The 17,467-nt window shown below is 74.2% G+C and carries 14 protein-coding genes; 9 read left to right on the top strand and 5 right to left on the bottom strand.

The window, feature by feature from the left end; all coding sequences use genetic code 11:
• Positions 1 to 136: 136 nt before the first annotated feature.
• From NFU81_RS20710 to NFU81_RS20700, 3 genes are all read left to right on the top strand, one after another.
• Positions 137 to 1,111, top strand: coding sequence for a GlxA family transcriptional regulator (locus NFU81_RS20710; protein WP_251492040.1), 975 nt, complete (start codon positions 137 to 139; stop codon positions 1,109 to 1,111).
• 2 nt (positions 1,112 to 1,113) lie between these two features.
• Positions 1,114 to 1,752, top strand: coding sequence for a DJ-1/PfpI family protein (locus NFU81_RS20705; RefSeq protein WP_251492038.1), 639 nt, complete (start codon positions 1,114 to 1,116; stop codon positions 1,750 to 1,752).
• 307 nt (positions 1,753 to 2,059) lie between these two features.
• Positions 2,060 to 6,106 (top strand): bifunctional nitrate reductase/sulfite reductase flavoprotein subunit alpha, encoded by a 4,047-nt coding sequence (locus NFU81_RS20700; protein ID WP_251492036.1) that lies wholly within the window; start codon positions 2,060 to 2,062, stop codon positions 6,104 to 6,106.
• A gap of 134 nt (positions 6,107 to 6,240) precedes the next feature.
• Here the strand turns inward: NFU81_RS20700 and NFU81_RS20695 are convergent, their stop codons facing one another.
• Together NFU81_RS20695 and NFU81_RS20690 are read right to left on the bottom strand one after the other, a co-directional pair.
• Entirely contained in the window at positions 6,241 to 6,651 is a 411-nt protein-coding gene (locus tag NFU81_RS20695) for an SHOCT domain-containing protein (protein ID WP_251492034.1), read from the bottom strand.
• 14 nt (positions 6,652 to 6,665) lie between these two features.
• A complete protein-coding gene (locus NFU81_RS20690; protein WP_251492032.1) occupies positions 6,666 to 8,099 on the bottom strand; it encodes a DUF2252 domain-containing protein in 1,434 nt (477 codons plus the stop codon).
• Positions 8,100 to 8,273: 174 nt separating this feature from the next.
• Here NFU81_RS20690 and NFU81_RS20685 point away from each other — a divergent pair, with 174 nt between their 5' ends.
• Genes NFU81_RS20685 through NFU81_RS20670 form a run of 4 tightly spaced genes read left to right on the top strand, consistent with a single transcriptional unit; the run spans position 8,274 to position 11,837 of the window.
• Complete coding sequence (locus NFU81_RS20685; protein WP_251492030.1) at positions 8,274 to 9,125, top strand: ABC transporter ATP-binding protein; 852 nt, start codon at positions 8,274 to 8,276, stop codon at positions 9,123 to 9,125.
• Positions 9,125 to 9,982, top strand: a complete 858-nt coding sequence (locus tag NFU81_RS20680) for an ABC transporter permease (protein WP_251492029.1) — start codon at positions 9,125 to 9,127, stop codon at positions 9,980 to 9,982. Before NFU81_RS20685 ends, NFU81_RS20680 begins: the two co-directional genes overlap by 1 nt.
• On the top strand, positions 9,940 to 11,214 hold the full coding sequence (locus NFU81_RS20675) for a sensor histidine kinase (protein ID WP_251492027.1): 1,275 nt from the start codon (positions 9,940 to 9,942) through the stop codon (positions 11,212 to 11,214). Before NFU81_RS20680 ends, NFU81_RS20675 begins: the two co-directional genes overlap by 43 nt.
• On the top strand, positions 11,211 to 11,837 hold the full coding sequence (locus NFU81_RS20670) for a response regulator (protein WP_251492025.1): 627 nt from the start codon (positions 11,211 to 11,213) through the stop codon (positions 11,835 to 11,837). Before NFU81_RS20675 ends, NFU81_RS20670 begins: the two co-directional genes overlap by 4 nt.
• Positions 11,838 to 12,043: 206 nt before the next feature.
• Here the strand turns inward: NFU81_RS20670 and NFU81_RS20665 are convergent, their stop codons facing one another.
• Positions 12,044 to 12,865, bottom strand: coding sequence for an NAD(P)H-binding protein (locus NFU81_RS20665; RefSeq protein WP_251492023.1), 822 nt, complete (start codon positions 12,863 to 12,865; stop codon positions 12,044 to 12,046).
• 136 nt (positions 12,866 to 13,001) lie between these two features.
• Here NFU81_RS20665 and NFU81_RS20660 point away from each other — a divergent pair, with 136 nt between their 5' ends.
• Complete coding sequence (locus NFU81_RS20660; RefSeq protein WP_251492021.1) at positions 13,002 to 13,952, top strand: AraC family transcriptional regulator; 951 nt, start codon at positions 13,002 to 13,004, stop codon at positions 13,950 to 13,952.
• 101 nt (positions 13,953 to 14,053) lie between these two features.
• Here NFU81_RS20660 and NFU81_RS20655 read toward each other — a convergent pair whose 3' ends face one another.
• Positions 14,054 to 15,313: a S8 family peptidase gene (locus NFU81_RS20655; protein ID WP_251492020.1), complete on the bottom strand. Its 1,260-nt coding sequence runs from the start codon at positions 15,311 to 15,313 to the stop codon at positions 14,054 to 14,056.
• A gap of 283 nt (positions 15,314 to 15,596) precedes the next feature.
• The gene (locus tag NFU81_RS20650; RefSeq protein ID WP_251492018.1) at positions 15,597 to 16,631 is read right to left on the bottom strand and encodes an ArsR/SmtB family transcription factor; all 1,035 of its coding nucleotides are present in this window, start codon (positions 16,629 to 16,631) and stop codon (positions 15,597 to 15,599) included.
• A gap of 160 nt (positions 16,632 to 16,791) precedes the next feature.
• On the opposite strand from NFU81_RS20650, the gene NFU81_RS20645 reads away from it, so the two are divergent.
• Positions 16,792 to 17,448 (top strand): hypothetical protein, encoded by a 657-nt coding sequence (locus NFU81_RS20645; RefSeq protein WP_251492016.1) that lies wholly within the window; start codon positions 16,792 to 16,794, stop codon positions 17,446 to 17,448.
• Positions 17,449 to 17,467: the final 19 nt, after the last annotated feature.

Here is a 17,467-nt window from a genome sequence, read left to right as displayed (position 1 = left end):
CTGCTCGACCCGCACCACCTGCTCCACCCCGGGCCGCCGGCGATCTCCCGCCGGCGGCCCGTCGGCGTGTCCGATGGCAGGAAAGGTGGGAGACCCGTCATTGCCGCCATCCGGGCACGCTGCCAGGCTGAACGGCGTGACCAGCCATGACGTGCTCATCGTGCTCTTCACGGGGGTGCAGAGCCTCGACGTGACCGGCCCGCTCGAAGTCCTCGCCGGCGCCGCGGACGTCGCCACCGCGGCGGACGGGTGCGCACCGGCCTACCGGATACGGACCGCGGCGCTCGGCGGCGGCCCCGTACGCACCTCCGCCGGGCTGCGGCTGCTGCCCGACGAGGACCTGCGGACCGCCGCGCCGCCCGACGTCCTGCTCGTCCCCGGCGGCCACGGCACGCACCCGGCCGACCCCGAGGTCGTCGCCCGGATCGCGGCGCTCGCCCCTGGCGCCGGACGGGTCGTGTCGGTCTGCACCGGCGCCTTCCTGCTGGCCGAGGCGGGCCTGCTGGACGGCCGCCGGGCGACCACGCACTGGGCGTACTGCGGCACGCTCGCCCGCCGCTTCCCGGGGATCACCGTCGACCCCGAGCCGGTCTTCGTACGCGACGGCCGCTACGCCACCTCCGCGGGTGTCACCGCGGGCATCGACCTGGCGCTCGCCCTGGTCGAGGAGGACCTGGGCCGGGACGTCGCCCTCGCGGTGGCCCGCGGCCTGGTGGTCTTCCTGCGCAGGCCGGGCAGCCAGGCGCAGTTCAGCACGCAGCTGGCCGCGCAGCTCGCGCAGCGGCACCCGCTGCGGGAGGTCCAGCGCTGGATCACCGAGCACCCGGACGCCGACCTGTCGGTGGACGCGCTCGCGGAACGCGCCGCCCTGTCCCCGCGGCAGTTCGCCCGCGCTTTCCGGGCCGAGGTCGGGGTCACGCCCGGCCGGTACGTCGACAGGACGCGGCTCGAAGCGGCGCGCCGGCTGCTGGAGGACACCGGCTCCGGGGTCGCCGAGGTCGCCCGCGCGGCGGGCTACGGCACGGCCGAGGCGATGCGCCGCGCGTTCGTCCGCACGCTGTCGGTCCCGCCGGCGGAGTACCGCCGGCGTTTCCACTCTGCCAGGAGTTGACGATGCAGATAGCCGTACTGCTCTACGAGGGCTTCACCGGGCTCGACGTGGTCGGCCCGTACGAGATCCTTTCCCGCATGCCCGGTGCCGAGGTGGTCTTCACCGCGGTCCAGGCCGGGCCGGTGCGCACCGACATGGCCAGCCTCGCGCTGACCGCGGACCGCCCGCTGTCCGAGGTCACCTCGCCCGACATGCTGGTCGTCCCCGGCGGCCCCGGCACCGAGCAGGTGCTCGCCGACACCGCGGTCCTGGACTGGCTGCGGGCCGCCGACGCCGGGACGACCTGGACGACGTCCGTCTGCTCCGGCTCGCTGCTGCTGGCCGCGGCGGGGCTGCTGCGCGGGCGGCGGGCCGCCTCGCACTGGATCGCCCTGGAGCACCTGCCGCTCTTCGGCGCGGTCCCGAGCACCGACCGGGTCGTCTTCGACGGCAAGTACGCCACGGCCGCGGGAGTGTCCGCCGGTATCGACCTGGCCCTGCACCTGGCAGGCCGGATCGCCGGGGACGCGGTCGCCGAGGCGATCCAGCTGGTCGTGGAGTACGACCCCGAGCCGCCGTACGCGGTCGGCTCGGTCGCCGCCGCCCCGCCCGACCTGGTCGCGAGCCTCCGCTCGACGCAGCTCGCGGTCCTTCCGCGCTGACCCCGGCGGGGGCGCGGGGACCTGCGCGCCAAGCCGCGGTGCAGTCGCGGGCAAGCGGCGCGGCGCACGGTGGCCGTCACGTGGGGGCGCGGGGAACCGCGCGATCAGCCCCCACCGGGGAAAGGCGACCGTCACACCAGGGGCACCTGCAAACGGCACCCCGCCGCAGGCCACTGCTCACACGCGCGGGCCGGCGGCTGTGCAGAGGGCGTAACCGCGGGCGGCCCGCGGGGTGACCGCCGCGTAATCGCGGGTTCGTAGCGTCGAGCGGGCGCGGCCGCGGGGGCCGCGGAGGGAGGACCCCCGGGTGGGCACGACGGTGCGAACGGTGTGCTCCTACTGCGGTGTCGGCTGCGGCCTCCTGCTGGACGTCGGCGCCGGTCCCGACGGGCGCCGCACCGTGCTGAAGGCGGTCGGCGACAAGGCGCACCCGGCGAACCACGGCCGCCTGTGCACCAAGGGCGCCACGACCGCGGACATGCTCTCGGCGCCGGGCCGGCTGGAGACGGCCCTGGTCAGGCAGGAGCGCGGCGCCGAGGCCGTACCGTCGCCCGCGGGGGCGGCGATCGCCGAGACCGGCCGCCGCCTGCGGGCGATCGTGGACGAGCACGGCCCCGACGCGCTCGCCCTCTACGTCTCGGGCCAGCTGAGCCTGGAGGCGCAGTACCTGGCGAACAAGCTCGCCAAGGGCTTCGTCGGCACCAACCAGATCGAGTCCAACTCCCGGCTGTGCATGGCCAGCGCGGGTAGCGGCTACAAGCTGTCGCTGGGGGCGGACGGCCCGCCCGGGTCGTACCAGGACCTGGACCGCGCCGACGTCTTCCTCGTCATCGGCTCGAACATGGCCGACTGCCACCCGATCCTCTTCCTGCGGATGATGGAGCGGGTCAAGGCGGGCGCCAAGCTGATCGTGGTGGACCCGCGGCGCAACGCGACGGCCGCGAAGGCGGACCTGTTCCTGCAGATCCGCCCGGGCACGGACCTGGCGCTGCTCAACGGCCTGCTGCACCTGCTGCACGAGGGCGGCCACACCGACCAGGACTTCATCGCCCGCTGGACCGAGGGCTGGGAGGCGATGCCGGACTTCCTCGCCGACTACCCGCCGGCGGCGGTCGCCGGGACCACCGGCATCCCGGAGGCCGACATCCGGCGGGCCGCCGAGCTGATCGGCGGCGCGGCCGAGTGGACGAGCTGCTGGACGATGGGCCTCAACCAGTCGACGCACGGCACCTGGAACACCAACGCGCTGATCAACCTGCACCTGGCGACCGGCGCGATCTGCCGCCCGGGCAGCGGCCCGTTCTCGCTCACCGGCCAGCCGAACGCCATGGGCGGCCGGGAGATGGGCTACATGGGTCCCGGCCTGCCGGGGCAGCGCTCGGTGCTGGTCGCGGAGGACCGGGCGTTCGCCGAGGAGTTGTGGGGGCTGCCGGCCGGCACGGTCCGGGCGGACGGCGTGGGGCGCGGCACCGTGGAGATGTTCCAGCGGATGGCCGAGGGCGACATCAAGGCCTGCTGGATCATGTGCACCAACCCGGTCGCGTCGGTCGCGAACCGCCGTACCGTCATCGAGGGCCTGGAGGCGGCGGAGTTCGTCGTCACGCAGGACGTCTTCGCCGAGACCGAGACCAACGCCTACGCCGACGTCGTGCTGCCCGGCGCGATGTGGACGGAGTCCGACGGCGTCCTGATCAACAGCGAGCGCAACCTCACCCTGGCCCGGCAGGCCGTCGACCCGCCGGGTGAGGCGCTGCCCGACTGGCGCATCATCGCCGAGGTGGCGCGCGCGATGGGCTACGGCGACGCGTTCGACTACGCGGGACCCGAGGACGTCTTCGACGAGATCCGCCGCGCCTGGAACCCGGTCACCGGCTACGACCTGCGGGGCGTGACGTACGAGCGGCTGCGCGAGACCCCCGTGCAGTGGCCGGCGCCCACCGCGGACGGCCCGGACCGCAACCCGGTCCGCTATGTCGAGGGCGACGGCCTGCGCTTCCCGACGCCGAGCGGGCGGGCCGTCTTCCACCCCAGGCCGCACGTGCCGCCCGCGGAGATGCCCGACGACGACTTCCCCTTCGTGCTCAACACCGGTCGGCTGCAGCACCAGTGGCACACCCTGACCAAGACCGGCAAGGTCGCCCGGCTCAACAAGCTCAACCCCGGCCCCTTCGTGGAGCTGCACCCGCGGGACGCCGCCGAGCTGGGGATCGCCGAGGGCGACGCCGTCGAGGTCGCCTCGCGGCGCGGCCGCGCGGTGCTGCCCGCGGTGCTCACCGACCGGGTGCTGCCGGGCTGCTGCTTCGCGCCCTTCCACTGGAACGACCTGTTCGGCGAGTACCTCAGCGTCAACGCCGTCACCAGCGACGCGGTCGACCCGGTGTCCTTCCAGCCGGAGTTCAAGGCGTGCGCGGTCTCGCTGACGAGGGTCGCCGCGCCCGCGACGGCCCCCGAACCCCCCGAGCGGTCCGCGGCGGCCTCGGCGGACACGGCCGTTGCCAGGGGCGTCGACGTCTTCGGGGTGGCGGACCTGGCGCCGCCGGCGCTCGGGGAGCACGAACGCCGCTACCTGAAGGGCTTCCTGGCCGGGCTCGGCTCCGGCCTGGCAGGGGTGCCGGTGCTGCCGCCCGACGCTCCTTTCACGCCCGAGCACGCGCTGTGGGTCAACGGGGCGCTCGCGGGCATGTACTCGCGGGTCCCGGCAGGACCCGACCCGGTACCGCACACCGAAGTGCCGCAGTCCGGGCGGGAGGTGGTGGTGCTGTGGGCATCGCAGACCGGCAACGCCGAGGACTTCGCCGCCGCCACCGCCGAGCGCCTCACCGGCACCGGCCACCGGGCCACCCTGCTCGGCATGGCCGACGCCTCACCCGCCGCGCTGCCGGCCACCGCCGACCTGCTGCTGATCACCAGCACGTTCGGCGACGGCGACGCCCCCGACAACGGCACCGGCTTCTGGGACGCCCTGACCGCGCCGGACACCCCCCGCCTGGACGGCCGCCGATACGCCGTCCTGGCCCTGGGCGACTCCTCCTACGACGACTTCTGCGGCCACGGCCGCCGGCTCGACGAACGCCTCGGCGAGCTGGGCGGCGTACGCCTGGCGCCGCGTACGGACTGCGAGCCGGACTACGAGACGTCCGCCCTCGCCTGGCTCGACCAGGTGCTCGGCGCGCTGGCGGCCGGCCCCGCCACGGCTCCCGCGGCGCCCGCCGCCGCCCCCGCCGCTCCGGTCCGGCGCCCCGCAGGCGGCACCGCCCGGCTCACCGGCAACGTGCTGCTCGGCCGGCCGGGCGCCGCCAAGGAAGTACGCCGCTTCACCTTCGACACCCGCGACAGCGCCGTACCGCTGCCGTACGAAGTGGGCGACGCGCTCGGCGTCCTGCCGGTCAACTCCCCGGCCATGGTCGACGAATGGCTCGCCGCGGCCGGCCTCGACGCGCACGCGGGCGTCACCGTGCCCGGCGTCGGCGACATCCCGCTGGGCGAGGCGCTGCACCGGCACCTGGACATCACCAGGATCACCCCCGACCTGCTGCGCTTCGTCGCCGACCGCACCCACGACCGGGTGCTCAAGAAGCTGCTGCGGCCCGACAACAAGGACGAGCTGGCCAAGTGGTCCTGGAGCAGGCAGGCGGTCGACGTCGTCGCGGAGTACGCCGTCAAGGCCCGGGCCGACGAGTGGGCCGGCGTCCTGAAGAAGCTCCAGCCGCGGCTGTACTCGATATCGTCGAGCCCGCTCACCGACCCGCAGCAGATCTCGGTGACCGTCTCCGTCGTCCGCTACGACAACCCCGAGGGGCGGCCGCGCGGCGGCGTCTGCTCGCCCTTCCTGGCCGACGCCGAGCCCGGGACGACGGTGCCCGTGCACGTCCGCCGCACCCCCGGCTTCCGGCCGCCCGCCGACCCGGCGACCCCCATGATCATGGTCGGCCCCGGCACCGGCGTCGCGCCCTTCCTCGGCTTCCTCGACGAGCGCCGCGCCCGCGGCCACCGCGGCCCCAACTGGCTCTTCTTCGGCGGGCAGCACCGGGCCACCGACTTCTACTACCAGGACGACCTCGCCGCCCGCCTCGCCGAGGGCACCCTCGCCCGCCTGGACACCGCCTTCTCCCGCGACCAGCGGGCCAAGGTCTACGTCCAGGACCGGATGCGCGAGCACGGCCCGCTCCTGTGGGCCTGGCTCCAGGACGGCGCGCACTTCTACGTCTGCGGCGACGCCGCCCGCATGGCCAAGGACGTCGACGGCGCGCTGCGCGACATCGCCATCGCCCACGGCTCCCTCTCGCCCGAAGCGGCGAGCGCCTACGTCAAATCCCTCGCGACCGACAAGCGCTACGTCCGCGACGTGTACTGAGCCCCTGGGCAGGTGCCACCGCACGTGGCACCTGCCCAGGGGCTCAGAGGAACCGCGCGGCCGCCCCCACCGGCGGGAGGACGCGACGCCACCGCAAGCGGCAAGCGGCACTCCCTGACGCGCCCTCCAGAGCCTCAGCTGAGGATCTTCTCCTTGGCCCGCTGGAACTCCTCATCGGACAGGTGCCCCGCACTCTTCATCTCGGACAGCTTGGCCAGCTGCTCGGCCGAGGAGGACCCGGAGCCGGCGGTCTTCCGGATGTACTCGTCGATGTCGTGCTGCTGGGCCTTCGCGTGCTGCGTCTCCCGGCGCCCCATGCCCGACCCGCGCACGCAGACGTAGACGAAGACGCCCAGGAAGGGCAGCAGCACCACGAACACCAGCCATCCGGTCTTCGCCCAGCCGCTCAGCGAGTCGTCGCGGAACAGGTCGGCGATGATCCGGAACAGCAGGAAGATCCACAGCACCCACAGGAAGACCCACATCGCGGTCCAGAAGGCGCCGAGTACGGGGTAGTCGTACGCGAGATACACGGTGTCGCTCATGATGGCCTCCGGATTCAGCCGGGATGGGGGGACGCGGGGACGCGGCCGTCCGCCGCCGCGGCGGCGAGGGCCTGGTGGTCGAGGTCGTTGCGGTCCGCGTAGGCCTCCGCGAACTCCGCGAGGGCGCGGTCGAGGGCCTCGCCGGCGCCGGCGTAGGCGGCCAGCGCGATCGGGTCGCCGGAGCGGGCGTGCGCGCGGGCCAGGGACGCACCGCAGACGCGGGCGAAGAGCCGCAGCATCTCGGCGGTCATCGTGTCGGGCTGGGCGATGCCCTTCCAGTCGCGCAACTGCCGGATGTAGAAGTCGCGCTGCCGGCCGTCGATGCCGACGACGCGCTCCCAGCCGAGCAGGATGTCACCGGCCGACTGCATCAACCGCTGCCCGGCGACGACGCGTTGGCCCTGGTTGTCGTGGACGGCGGCGCCGGCGTAGGGGGTCAGCACCGAGGGTCCCGCCTCCTTGGCCTGGAGCAGCAGCGGGTCCTGGTCGTCGCGGCCGATGGCCAGCAGGACCCAGCAGCGGGTGCCGACGCTGCCGACGCCCACGACCTTGCGCGCCATGTCGACGACCTGGAAGCGGCTGAGCAGCAGCCGCCGCTCGGCCGACAGGCTCTCGCTGTAGCGGCGGACCAGCTCGCGCAGCGTCGACTCCAGCGCGGTGCGCTGGTCGTCGGGCAGCAGATCGCGCAGCGGGGTGATCAGCGGCGGGTCGGGGGTGATCCGGCGCTGCCCGTCGACCACGTGGGTCAGCTTGTCGAAGGCCTGCGCCGTGGTCCTGGTGCGGGCCTTCGCGAGCGCCTTGCCGGCCCGTTTGCGGACGCTCGCGTCCGGCTGCTCGTGGGGCAGCAGACCGGTCAACTGGTCGGAGTCGTCCTGCGCGTACCAGATGTCGAGGGTGCCCATGCCGGCGAAGAGCTGCATCCGCTCCCGGTACGACTCGACGGCCCCGCGGACGATCGCGGCGCGCTTGGCGGCGCCGAAGCGGCGGGCGCGGGCGGCGATCTCCAGGCTGGTCGTGAGCCGTTTGAGGTCCCATTCGAAGGGGCCTGGAAGCGTCTCGTCGAAGTCGTTGATGTCGAAGACGAGATGCCGCTCGGGGGAGGCGAGCAGCCGGAAGTTCAGCAGGTGCGCGTCCCCGCACAGCTGGGCGGTGAGCCCGGTGTGCGGTGCCCTGCCGAGGTCGGCGGCCATGATGCCGGCGGCGCCCCGGTAGAAGCGGAAGGGCGACTCCAGCATGCGGCCGTAGCGGATCGGCACCAGCTCGGGCACCCGGTCGGCGGACTGCCGCTCCAGCAGGTCCACCGGGTCGAAGCGTTTCTTTCCCGGCTCGAAGCGGGCGTGTGCGGACCGCGGCAGCTTGCGTCGTGCCGCCTTGCCGTACGCGGCCCGTTCGGCGGGGCTGCGCCGTGCCGTGGCGCTGCCGAGTGGGTTGGGGACTTCTTCACGCATGGGCTCACCGCCCTCCGTTGCCTCCATCCTGACCCCGACCCGCCGACCCCGCCACGCGAGCGCATGTCACTCTCGGTGAGCACCGGTGGCGGGCCGGGCGTCCACCGATCGGTGGACGGGAGTGTGGCCGTACGGCCGTTCCCCGCGGGGGCGGGCGGCGGGACCGTGGGTTCCATGACGGACGACGTGGTGAAGGTGCGCGGGCTTCGCAAGCGGTACGGCGAGGTGAACGCGGTGGACGGGGTGGATCTCGGCATCCGGCGCGGCGAGGTGTTCGGGATCCTGGGGCCGAACGGGGCCGGCAAGAGCACGACGGTGGAGATCCTCCAGGGCCACCGGCGCCGCGACGGCGGCGAGGTCACGGTGCTCGGGCAGGACCCGGGCACCGCGGACCGCGCGTGGCAGGCGCGGGTCGGGATCGTGTGGCAGGACGAGTCGGCGGCGGCCGAGCTGACCGTCGCCGAGACCGTAGGGCACTTCGCGCGCTACTACCCGCGGCCGCGCGACCCGGCCGAGGTCATCGACCTGGTGGGCCTGACCGGGAAGGCCGGCAGCCGCACCAAGGCGCTGTCCGGCGGGCAGCGCAGGCGGCTCGACGTGGCGCTCGGCGTGATCGGCGGCCCGGAGCTGCTGCTGCTCGACGAGCCGACGACCGGCTTCGACCCGGCGGCCAGGAGGCAGTTCTGGTCGCTGATCCGCCGCCTCGCCGACGAGGGCACCACGATCATCCTCACCACCCACTACCTGGACGAGGCCGAGGCGCTGGCCGACCGGCTCGCGGTGATCGCGGCGGGCAGGGTCGTCGCGGAGGGCGAACCCGGTTCGCTGGCCGGCCGCGCGCAGGCGCGGGCGACCGTGCACTGGGCGGAGCCGGACGGCACCGCACGCAGCGAGGAGACCGACACCCCGACCCGTACGGTCGCGGAGCTGGCCGGCCGCTTCGACGGCGATATCCCCGGACTGCGGGTCACCCGGCCCACGTTGGAGGACGTCTACCTGCGGCTCATCGGATCGGAGGACAGGTGATGGCCGGTACCGCCGCCGCCGGGGCGCTCGCCCCCGCGCAGGACGACCGCACCGCACGGCTGCCGGGCGCGTGGCGCCTGGGCCTGCTGCGCGGGGCGATGGAGATCCGGATGTTCTTCCGGCTGCGCGAGCAGGTGGTCTTCACCTTCGCCTTCCCCATCGTCTTCCTGTTCCTGTTCGCCTCGATCTTCCACGACGACATGGCGAACACCGGCTCCACCGCGTCCCAGTACTACGTCGCCTCGATGATCGCGGCCGGCATCATGTCCACCAGCTTCCAGTCGCTGGGCATCTCCATCGCGATCGAGCGCGACGACAAGGTGCTGCGCCGGCTGCGCGGCACACCAATGCCGCCGGCCGCGTACTTCCTCGGCAAGATCTGGCTGGTGCTGGCCACCGGCCTGCTGGAGACGGCCGCGCTGCTGGTCTTCGGCTCCACCGTCTACGACGTGGACCTGCCGTCCGACGCCAACGGCTGGCTCACCCTCGGCTGGATCTTCGTGCTCGGCATCACCGGCTGCGCGCTGCTGGGCATCGCGATCAGCAGCGTGCCCAAGTCCGGCAAGAGCGCCACCTCGGTGGTCGTCCTGCCCTTCCTGGTCCTGCAGTTCATCTCCGGCGTGTACATCCTGATCGACACGGTGCCCGGCTGGATGCTGACGGTGGGGGCGTTCTTCCCGCTGAAGTGGATGTGCCAGGGCCTGCGCGGGGTGTTCCTGCCGGACGCGGCCGCCGCGCTGGAACCGGCGGGCAGTTGGGAGTACGGGCGTATCGCACTGGTGCTGGCCGCCTGGTGCGTCGGAGGATTGGTGCTGTGCCTGCTGACCTTCCGCTGGAAGAACCGGAACGACGGCTGACCGGGCCCGAGCCCGCCGCGGGCGGTCCCCGCGGCGGGCACGTATGGGAGCGCACCTTCCTGCCGTGGGACGTGTACTTCGCGGTGGTGTGGGTGGGGACGGTGCTGTTCGCGCTCGCCGCGGAGCAACCGGGCGCCGGGGTACGCGCCGTCGCCGCCTGCCTGTTCTGCCTGCCGGTCCCGTGGTACGTGTGGGTCGGCCGCCCGCTGCTGGTCGAGCAGGCCGTCGACAGCCGGCCGGCCGTACGCTACCTGGTCGGCCTGGTGCTGCTGTTCCTGCCGCCCGCGGCCCTCGTCGGCGAGACCCGGCTGGCCACGTTCGCCCTCGTGCCGCAGTGCTTCATGCTGCTGAGGGTGCGGAGCGCGCTCACCGCGGTCGCGGTCGTCAACATCGCGCCGGTCGCCGCCTGGGCGCTGATCTGGCGGCCCGACACCCACGACCTCTACTACAACTCCGTCTTCGCCGTCGTCACCCTCGCCTTCTCCGCGGTGGTGGGCAGCTGGATCATCCGCATCATCGAGCAGAGCATGGAACGCGCCGATCTGGTCGCCGAGTTGGACGCCAGCCGCGGCGAGGTCGCCCGGCTGTCCGCGGAGCGCGGCGCCCTGGCGGAACGCGAACGGCTCTCCCGGGAGATCCACGACACCCTCGCGCAGGGGTTCACCAGCATCCTGATGCTGGTGCAGGCCGTCGAGACGGAGCTCGGCGACGACCCCGCGCTGGCCCGCCACCACCTCGCCCTCATGGCGGGCACCGCCCGGGAGAACCTGGCCGAGGCCCGCGCCCTGGTCGCCGGCAACGCCCCCGCGGGCCTGGACGGCGGCTCCCTGCCCGACGCCCTGCGCCGGCTCGCCGCCCGGCACGCCGAGCAGACCGGCGCACCCGCCACCGTCGACATCACCGGCGCCGTACGCGGCCTGCCCGCGGCCGTCGAGGTCGTCGCCCTGCGCAGCTGCCAGGAGGCCCTGGCCAACTCCCGTCGGCACGCGGGCGGTTCCATACCCGTCGCGCTCGAACTGGGCTACGCGGAGGACACTTTGCGGATCGCGGTACGCGACACCGGCTGCGGCTTCGACCCCGCGGGGCCGCCCGGCACCGGCTACGGGCTGCCAGGACTGCGGGCCAGGGCCGCCGAGATGGGCGGCACCGCCGTCGTCGACAGCGCGCCGGGCCGCGGCACCGCGATCACCGTCACCCTGCCGCTCGCGGCCGGCACAAGGAGCACCCCGTGATCCGCATCCTGCTCGCCGACGACCACCCCGTCGTCCGCGAAGGCCTGCGCGCCATGCTCGACGCGGAGGCCGACCTCGACGTCGTCGGCGAGGCGTCCAGCGGCCCGCAGGCCGAGGCGCTGGCCGCGTCGCTGCGGCCCGACATCGTCCTGATGGACCTGCGGATGCCGGACGGCGGCGGCGTCGAGTCCATCGTCCGCATGACCGCGGCCGGGCTGCCCTGCCGGGTCATCGTGCTCACCACCTACGAGACCGACGGCGACATCCTGCGCGCCGTCGAGGCCGGCGCCGCCGGGTACCTCCTCAAGGACCTCGCCCGCGGCGAACTCGCCGACGCGGTGCGGGCCGCCGCCCGCGGCGAGACGGTCCTGGCGCCCACCGTCGCCGCCCGCCTCGTCGACCGCCTCCGCGTCCGCCCCGAGCGCCCCCGCCTGTCCGACCGCGAGACCGCCGTCCTCCGCCTCGTCGCCGACGGCTGCACCAACGCGGAGATCGGCCGCCGCCTCTTCATCGGCGAGTCCACGGTCAAGACGCATCTGCTGCGCGCTTTCACGAAGCTCGGCGTCACCGACCGCACGGCGGCCGTCACCTCCGCAATGCGCCACGGCCTCCTGGACCCCTGAGCCCCCGGCCCTTGCGGCGGGGCTCGCCGCTCTCCCGCCGTCCCGGCCGGCCGCGCAGTTCCGCCGCGCACAGCGTTCGCCCCTGGCAGGGGCTTGCCCTCTGCGGAGAGGGCGGGCGTTTTTCAGCGGCGCGGGGAACTGCGAGACCAGCCCCGACGGCGGGTGGAAAGCGACGCCACAGCAAGGGGCACCCGGGAGCGGGTGCGTCACGCACCCTCCGCGTAGGCGAGAAAGGACCGCGCCGGGCGCCCGGTCACCTCACGGACGGTGGACGTCACGACGGCATTCCCCCCCTCCCGCATCAAGCGGAAAAGCGCGAGCTGCCACTCCACGGACCGCTCCGCGACCCCGCGCCCGCGCAGCGCCGCCGCGAAGGCGGCCGGTTCCTGCGGTACGTACCGCAGGTCACGCCCGTCCGCGCGCCCGAGCGCGCTGAGCGCCTCACCGTGCGTGAGCGCGGAAGGCCCCGTCAGCTCGTAGACCTGACCGCCGTGTCCGCCCGACGTGAGGGCGACCGCGGCGACCTCCCCGACATCCCTGGTGTCGACGAAGCTCAGCGCCGCCTCCCCCGCGGGGAGTTCCAGGACGCCCCGCTCCCGCAGCGGCCCGGCGAACCCTTCGCCGAAGTTCTGCTGGAACCAGTTGGGCCGCAGCACGGTCCACTCCCGCCCGGACATCCGCAGGTCGTGCTCCCAGCCCGCCATCGGTACCAGCGAGGGCAGCCGATCCGCGCCCAGCACGGACAGCAGCACGACCCGCCGTATCCCGTCCGCGTCGTCGAGCAGCTGGTGCATCAGCAGTTCCGGCTCGGACTGCCGGACCGGCCCGACCACGTAAAGGCCCTCCGCCCCCTCCAGCGCCGGGCGCCATGTGCTGCGGTCGTCCCAGTCGAAGCGGACCGGCTCGGCCCCGGGCGCCGCGGCCCCCGGCGTGCGGCTGGCCGCGCGGACCTTCGCGCCGCGTGCGACCAGCGCGTCCACCACCGGCCGCCCGCTCTTCCCCGTGGCACCGATCACCAGCACGTCCATGACGCCTCAGCCCCTTCGTGTGTGCCTTGCGAGGCCGACACTATGTACCGGGCATCGGATGATGAATGCCGCAGAGCCCTGAATTCATGTCCATGCGTCCTGCCGGGGCGGTACGGGCCGCCGTACACTGCCCCGCATGGACGTACTGGCCGACGCACTGGCCGCCATGCGCACCGGCCGGACGCGTTCGGCCCGTACCGAGGTCCGCGCCCCCTGGGGGCTGCGCTTCCCCGAGGTCGGCGGCGCTACTTTCCACGTCGTCCTCGAAGGCGAGTGCTGGCTGCTGCCGCCGGAGGGCGGTGACGGTGACCCGGTCCGGCTCGGCCCCGGCGACTCGGTCTTCCTGCGGCGCGGCAGCCCGATGAGCCTTGCCGACGACCCGTCGACCCCGCCGGCCGACTTCGTGCCGCGGGAGTGGGAGCCGGGCCAGACGATCGGCCGGGTGGACATCGAAGGACCCGGCCCGCGCACCCTGCTGCTGTGCGGCGCCTACCCGCTGGGCCGGGCGCGGCCGCACCCGCTGATGGCCGAGCTGCCCGACCTCGTCCACCTGCCGTGCAGCCCCGACGGGCACCCGGCGCTGCACGCGGCGATCGGCCTGCTCAGCGCGGAGCTCGACGTGCGCAGGCCCGGCAGGGACGGCATCGTGCCGGCCCTGGTGGACGCCCTGCTGCTGTACATCCTGCGCGGCTGGTTCGCGGACAGGTCGGCTGCCGAGGCCCGCGGCCTGGGCCGGCCCGGCTGGGCCACGGCGCTCACCGACCCGGCGGTCGGCGCCGCGCTCGAAGCGATCCACGCCGAGCCGGCCCGCGCGTGGACGGTGGAGGAGCTGGGCGCCCGCGGCGGCCTGTCGCGTTCGGCGTTCGCCCAGCGCTTCACCGCCCTGGTGGGCACACCCCCGCTGACGTATCTGACCTGGTGGCGGATGACGGCGGCGGGCCGGCTGCTGCTGTCGGGCGACGCACCGCTGCGGGTGGTGGCGGAACAGGTCGGCTACAGCGCGGAGTTCGCCTTCGCCAAGGCCTTCAAGCGCGAGTACGGCATCGCGCCTGGCCGCTACCGCAGGTCCGCGGTGGCGGCCGGGTGACCGCCACGGCCCTCGGACGGCCGTGAGCCGCCTCGTCGGGACGAGGCGGCTCACGGGGTCGTGCGGGGTCGTGCGGGTGTCCTACGAGGGCATCGCGGCGGTCACAGGCCGCCGGTGTAGAGCAGGCGGTTCGGCGAACCCGCGGTGACGCTCAGCACGTTCTCGGTGCCCTGGCTCGCGACCCAGTCGCCCACGGTCTGCGCGTCGGCGGTCGGGTTCGCCGCCTTGTAGAGCAGCGCGACCCCTGCGGCGTGCGGGCTGGCCATCGAGGTGCCGTCCAGCGCGATGCTGCCGCCGCCGAGCTTGGCGGAGGTGATGTTCTGGCCGGGCGCGTAGAGCGACAGGCACTTGCCGAAGTTGCTGAAGCTGGCCTGCTGGTCGGCCGAGGTGCTCGCCCCGACGGCGAAGACGCCGACAGCGCCTGCGGGCGAGAAGTTGCAGGCGTCCGCCGAGCTGTTGCCGGCGGCGACCACCGGCAGCACACCCGCGTCGGCCAGCGCGGTGGCGGCGTCGTTCACCGCGGTGGAGGAGCTGCCGCCGAGCGAGGCGTTCAGCACGGCGGGCTGCTTGGCGTTCTTCGCCACCCAGTCGAAGCCGGCGATGACCCCGGCCCAGCTGCCGGAGCCGTCGCAGTCCAGCACGCGGACGCTGACCAGGTTTGCCTGCGGCGCGACACCGTAGGTGGCGCCGCCGACCGTGCCCGCGACGTGGGTGCCGTGGCCCTGGCAGTCCTGCCCGTTGCGGCCGTCACCGATGGCGTCGAAGCCGGGCACGGCCCGCCCGCCGAACTCGCTGTGGCCGAAGTCGATGCCGGTGTCCATGATGTACGCGGTCGCGCCGGCGCCCTTGCCGACGGTGTTGAACTGCCCGTCCAGCGGCAGGTTGTGCTGGTCGATCCGGTCCAGGCCCCAGTCGGAGGCCGCGGCCCTGACGGCGCTGGGGGCGGCGGCGGGGGCGGCGAGAGCGGCGGGGGCGGCAGGAGCGGAGGGGACGGTGGTGTCGGTGGTGTGCGCCAGGTCGTAGGCGGTCACCGTGGCGTTCTCCTCGACCGCCTCCACGCCGGACATCCTGCGGACCGCGTCGAGCTGCCTGGAGTTGAGCGAGACGGCGAAGCCGCGCAGCGCGCTGCTGTAGGTGAAGAACGGCTTGACGCCGGACTTCTGCGCCATCGCCGACGGGTCGAAGGCCTTCTGCACCGTGACGATGTACTGCCCGGCGAGGGCGTCGTCGTGCGTACGCAGCGGGGCGAGGGTGGCGGCGGGCGTCGGAAGGGGGATGGCTGCCACCGCAGGGGTGGCGGCCACGGTCAGTGGTGCGAGGACCATTGCCGCGGCGGATAGGCCGCGCGCGAACAGGCGCATAGGAGGACTCCGGTGGGGACGGTGGCGATTCGGTGGCGTCCACGCCGTAGTGCCGCCCGCCGTCAGGTGCGGCGTTCACGGGCGTCCAAGGGCGCGGCCGGACCTACGATCTGACGATCGCCCACCCCGCGGGATCTGACACACGTACGAAGCCGGCAGCGTCAGCCGAATGGCGCGGCATCCGGCGTACATGGCAGGGCCATCGGGTGTCGTGCCCGCGACCCGGCAATGTGCGCGGCCTGGGCAATGTGCCGCGCCCCTCCGCCCGCGAGGGCGCCCGGGGTCAGGGCACGGCGACCGCGGAGGCGGCCGCGTGCAGCAGCAGCTCAGAGCCGAGAGTGGTGAGGGTGTGGCGGCTGGAGCGGCCGCTGCGCCGGGTGGCGACCAGGCCGGCCCGCCGCAGGACGGTGGCGTGCTCGCTGGCCGAGGCGGGCGACAGGCCGACCCGGTGGGCCAGCTGGCCGGTCGTCACACCGTCGGCGATCACTTCCAGCACCGCGGCCCTGCTGTGCCCCAGCAGCGCGGCCAGCCCGTCGAGCGGGCCGCCCGGCGGCGTGAGGAGCGGGTGGCCGCCGGTGCCGGGCGCCACCTCGTAGTAGAGCGTCGGCTGCTCCTCGTCCGGATCGCAGGGCACGTACGAGCTGAACACGCCCGGCGCCAGCACCAGGCCGCGCCCGTCGAGGTGGTAGTCGTACTCGATCTCCGCCCGTGTCCGCACTTCGAGCACCGGGGGCCGCCAGCGCACCCGGGGTCCGAGGCTGTGCAGCACCTGCTCGATGCCGCCCTCGCCCAGCTGCCGGGTGCGTGCCGCCCGGTCCGCGGCGAGGGCCGAGGCCAGCGCCCGCCAGTACGGTGCCACGGCCACCCGGTGGTAGTCGCGTACCGCCGCGGCCAGCCGGCTCGCCGCCGTCGGGTCGCCGTCGGCCAGGTCCCGGGTCCAGCGGGGCAGCGGCCGGTGCCTGCCGACGTACTCCAGGTCGGCGCGCAGCACCTGCCGCGGGGTGCTCAGCAGCCGCTCCAGCTCGTCGTCCAGGGTCTGCAGCCCGATGTGCGGGCGCAGGAAGCGCGGGACGGGGTGCGAGGGCTCCGCGGGGGCGAGTTGCACGAAGGACGGCCCCCGCGGCGGCCGCCGGCCCGGGCCGCCGCCGGGCTCCGGTGCGGTCAGGCCCGCCCGCACCAGCCGCCGCCAGCCGTCCAGGCCGGGCGTTCCGGCGAGCTGTGTCAGCCGGAAGGTGCTGAAAGTGGTGGCCGTCAGCGGGCTCGGACTGCCCGCTATCCGGGTGCGGGCCAGATCGGTCAACGTGAAGTGGATGCGCACGGGCTCCCCCATTTGCTTCGACCAGGGCCGAAACCTGTCGCCGTTGTCCTTTCTACACGGCACGGTGGGTGCGCGGGGTTCCCCTGAGCGTTCGGGGGAGGCCAGGGGAGCCGCGTACTGGCGGCCGGTCAGGCCGCGGCACGGAACGGGAGGACGTGGGATGAAAGCACGGCAGTGGACCCGGGTGCGCCGCACTCGCGCCCAGATGCGGGGAACGGCAACGGCGTCGGGGCCGGCGCCGGCCTCCGCGCGGATCGGCGCCGCGGCCCTGGTGGCGGGCGCGGTCGCCGCCCTTCTCGCGGTGCCGGCCGACGCCAGCGCGGCGGCCTCCGGCAGCGGCATCCCCGACCTGCCGGGAGTGCCGGCGAACGTCTCCGGGATGCAGGGACCCGTCGTCACCCACCCGGTGCAGCAGCCGATCTCCTATCCCGCGGGCGAGGTGTGCGCCTTCCCCACGAGCGCCGTGTTCCCGGTGAGCGACCTGACCACGAGGACGTGGACCGACGCCGCGGGCACCCCGGTCTTCGCGATCGAGAGCGGTCCGCTCGTCATGGATGTCACCAACCTGGCGAACGGGAAGTCCGTCGAGCGCGACATCTCGGGCACGGGCGTGATCACGTACCCCGACCCCGACTCGTTCGTCCTCAGCGGCAACGACTGGTCGGCGGGCTTCCACACCGGTGACCAGCCGCACAACCAGTGGATCGTGGCGAGCACCTTCATGTCCGTCAAGATCAGCACGGTGGCGGGCAGGACGACCAGGACGCTGCTGGCGCTCGCGGGACCGTACGAGGACCTCTGCAAGACGCTGGCATGAGACGGGCGGGCGGCGCGGC

It is taken from the genome of Actinacidiphila cocklensis (genome assembly GCF_907177275.1).
Taxonomy (GTDB): domain Bacteria; phylum Actinomycetota; class Actinomycetes; order Streptomycetales; family Streptomycetaceae; genus Actinacidiphila; species Actinacidiphila cocklensis.
This window is presented reverse-complemented; position numbering and strand designations above follow the sequence as displayed.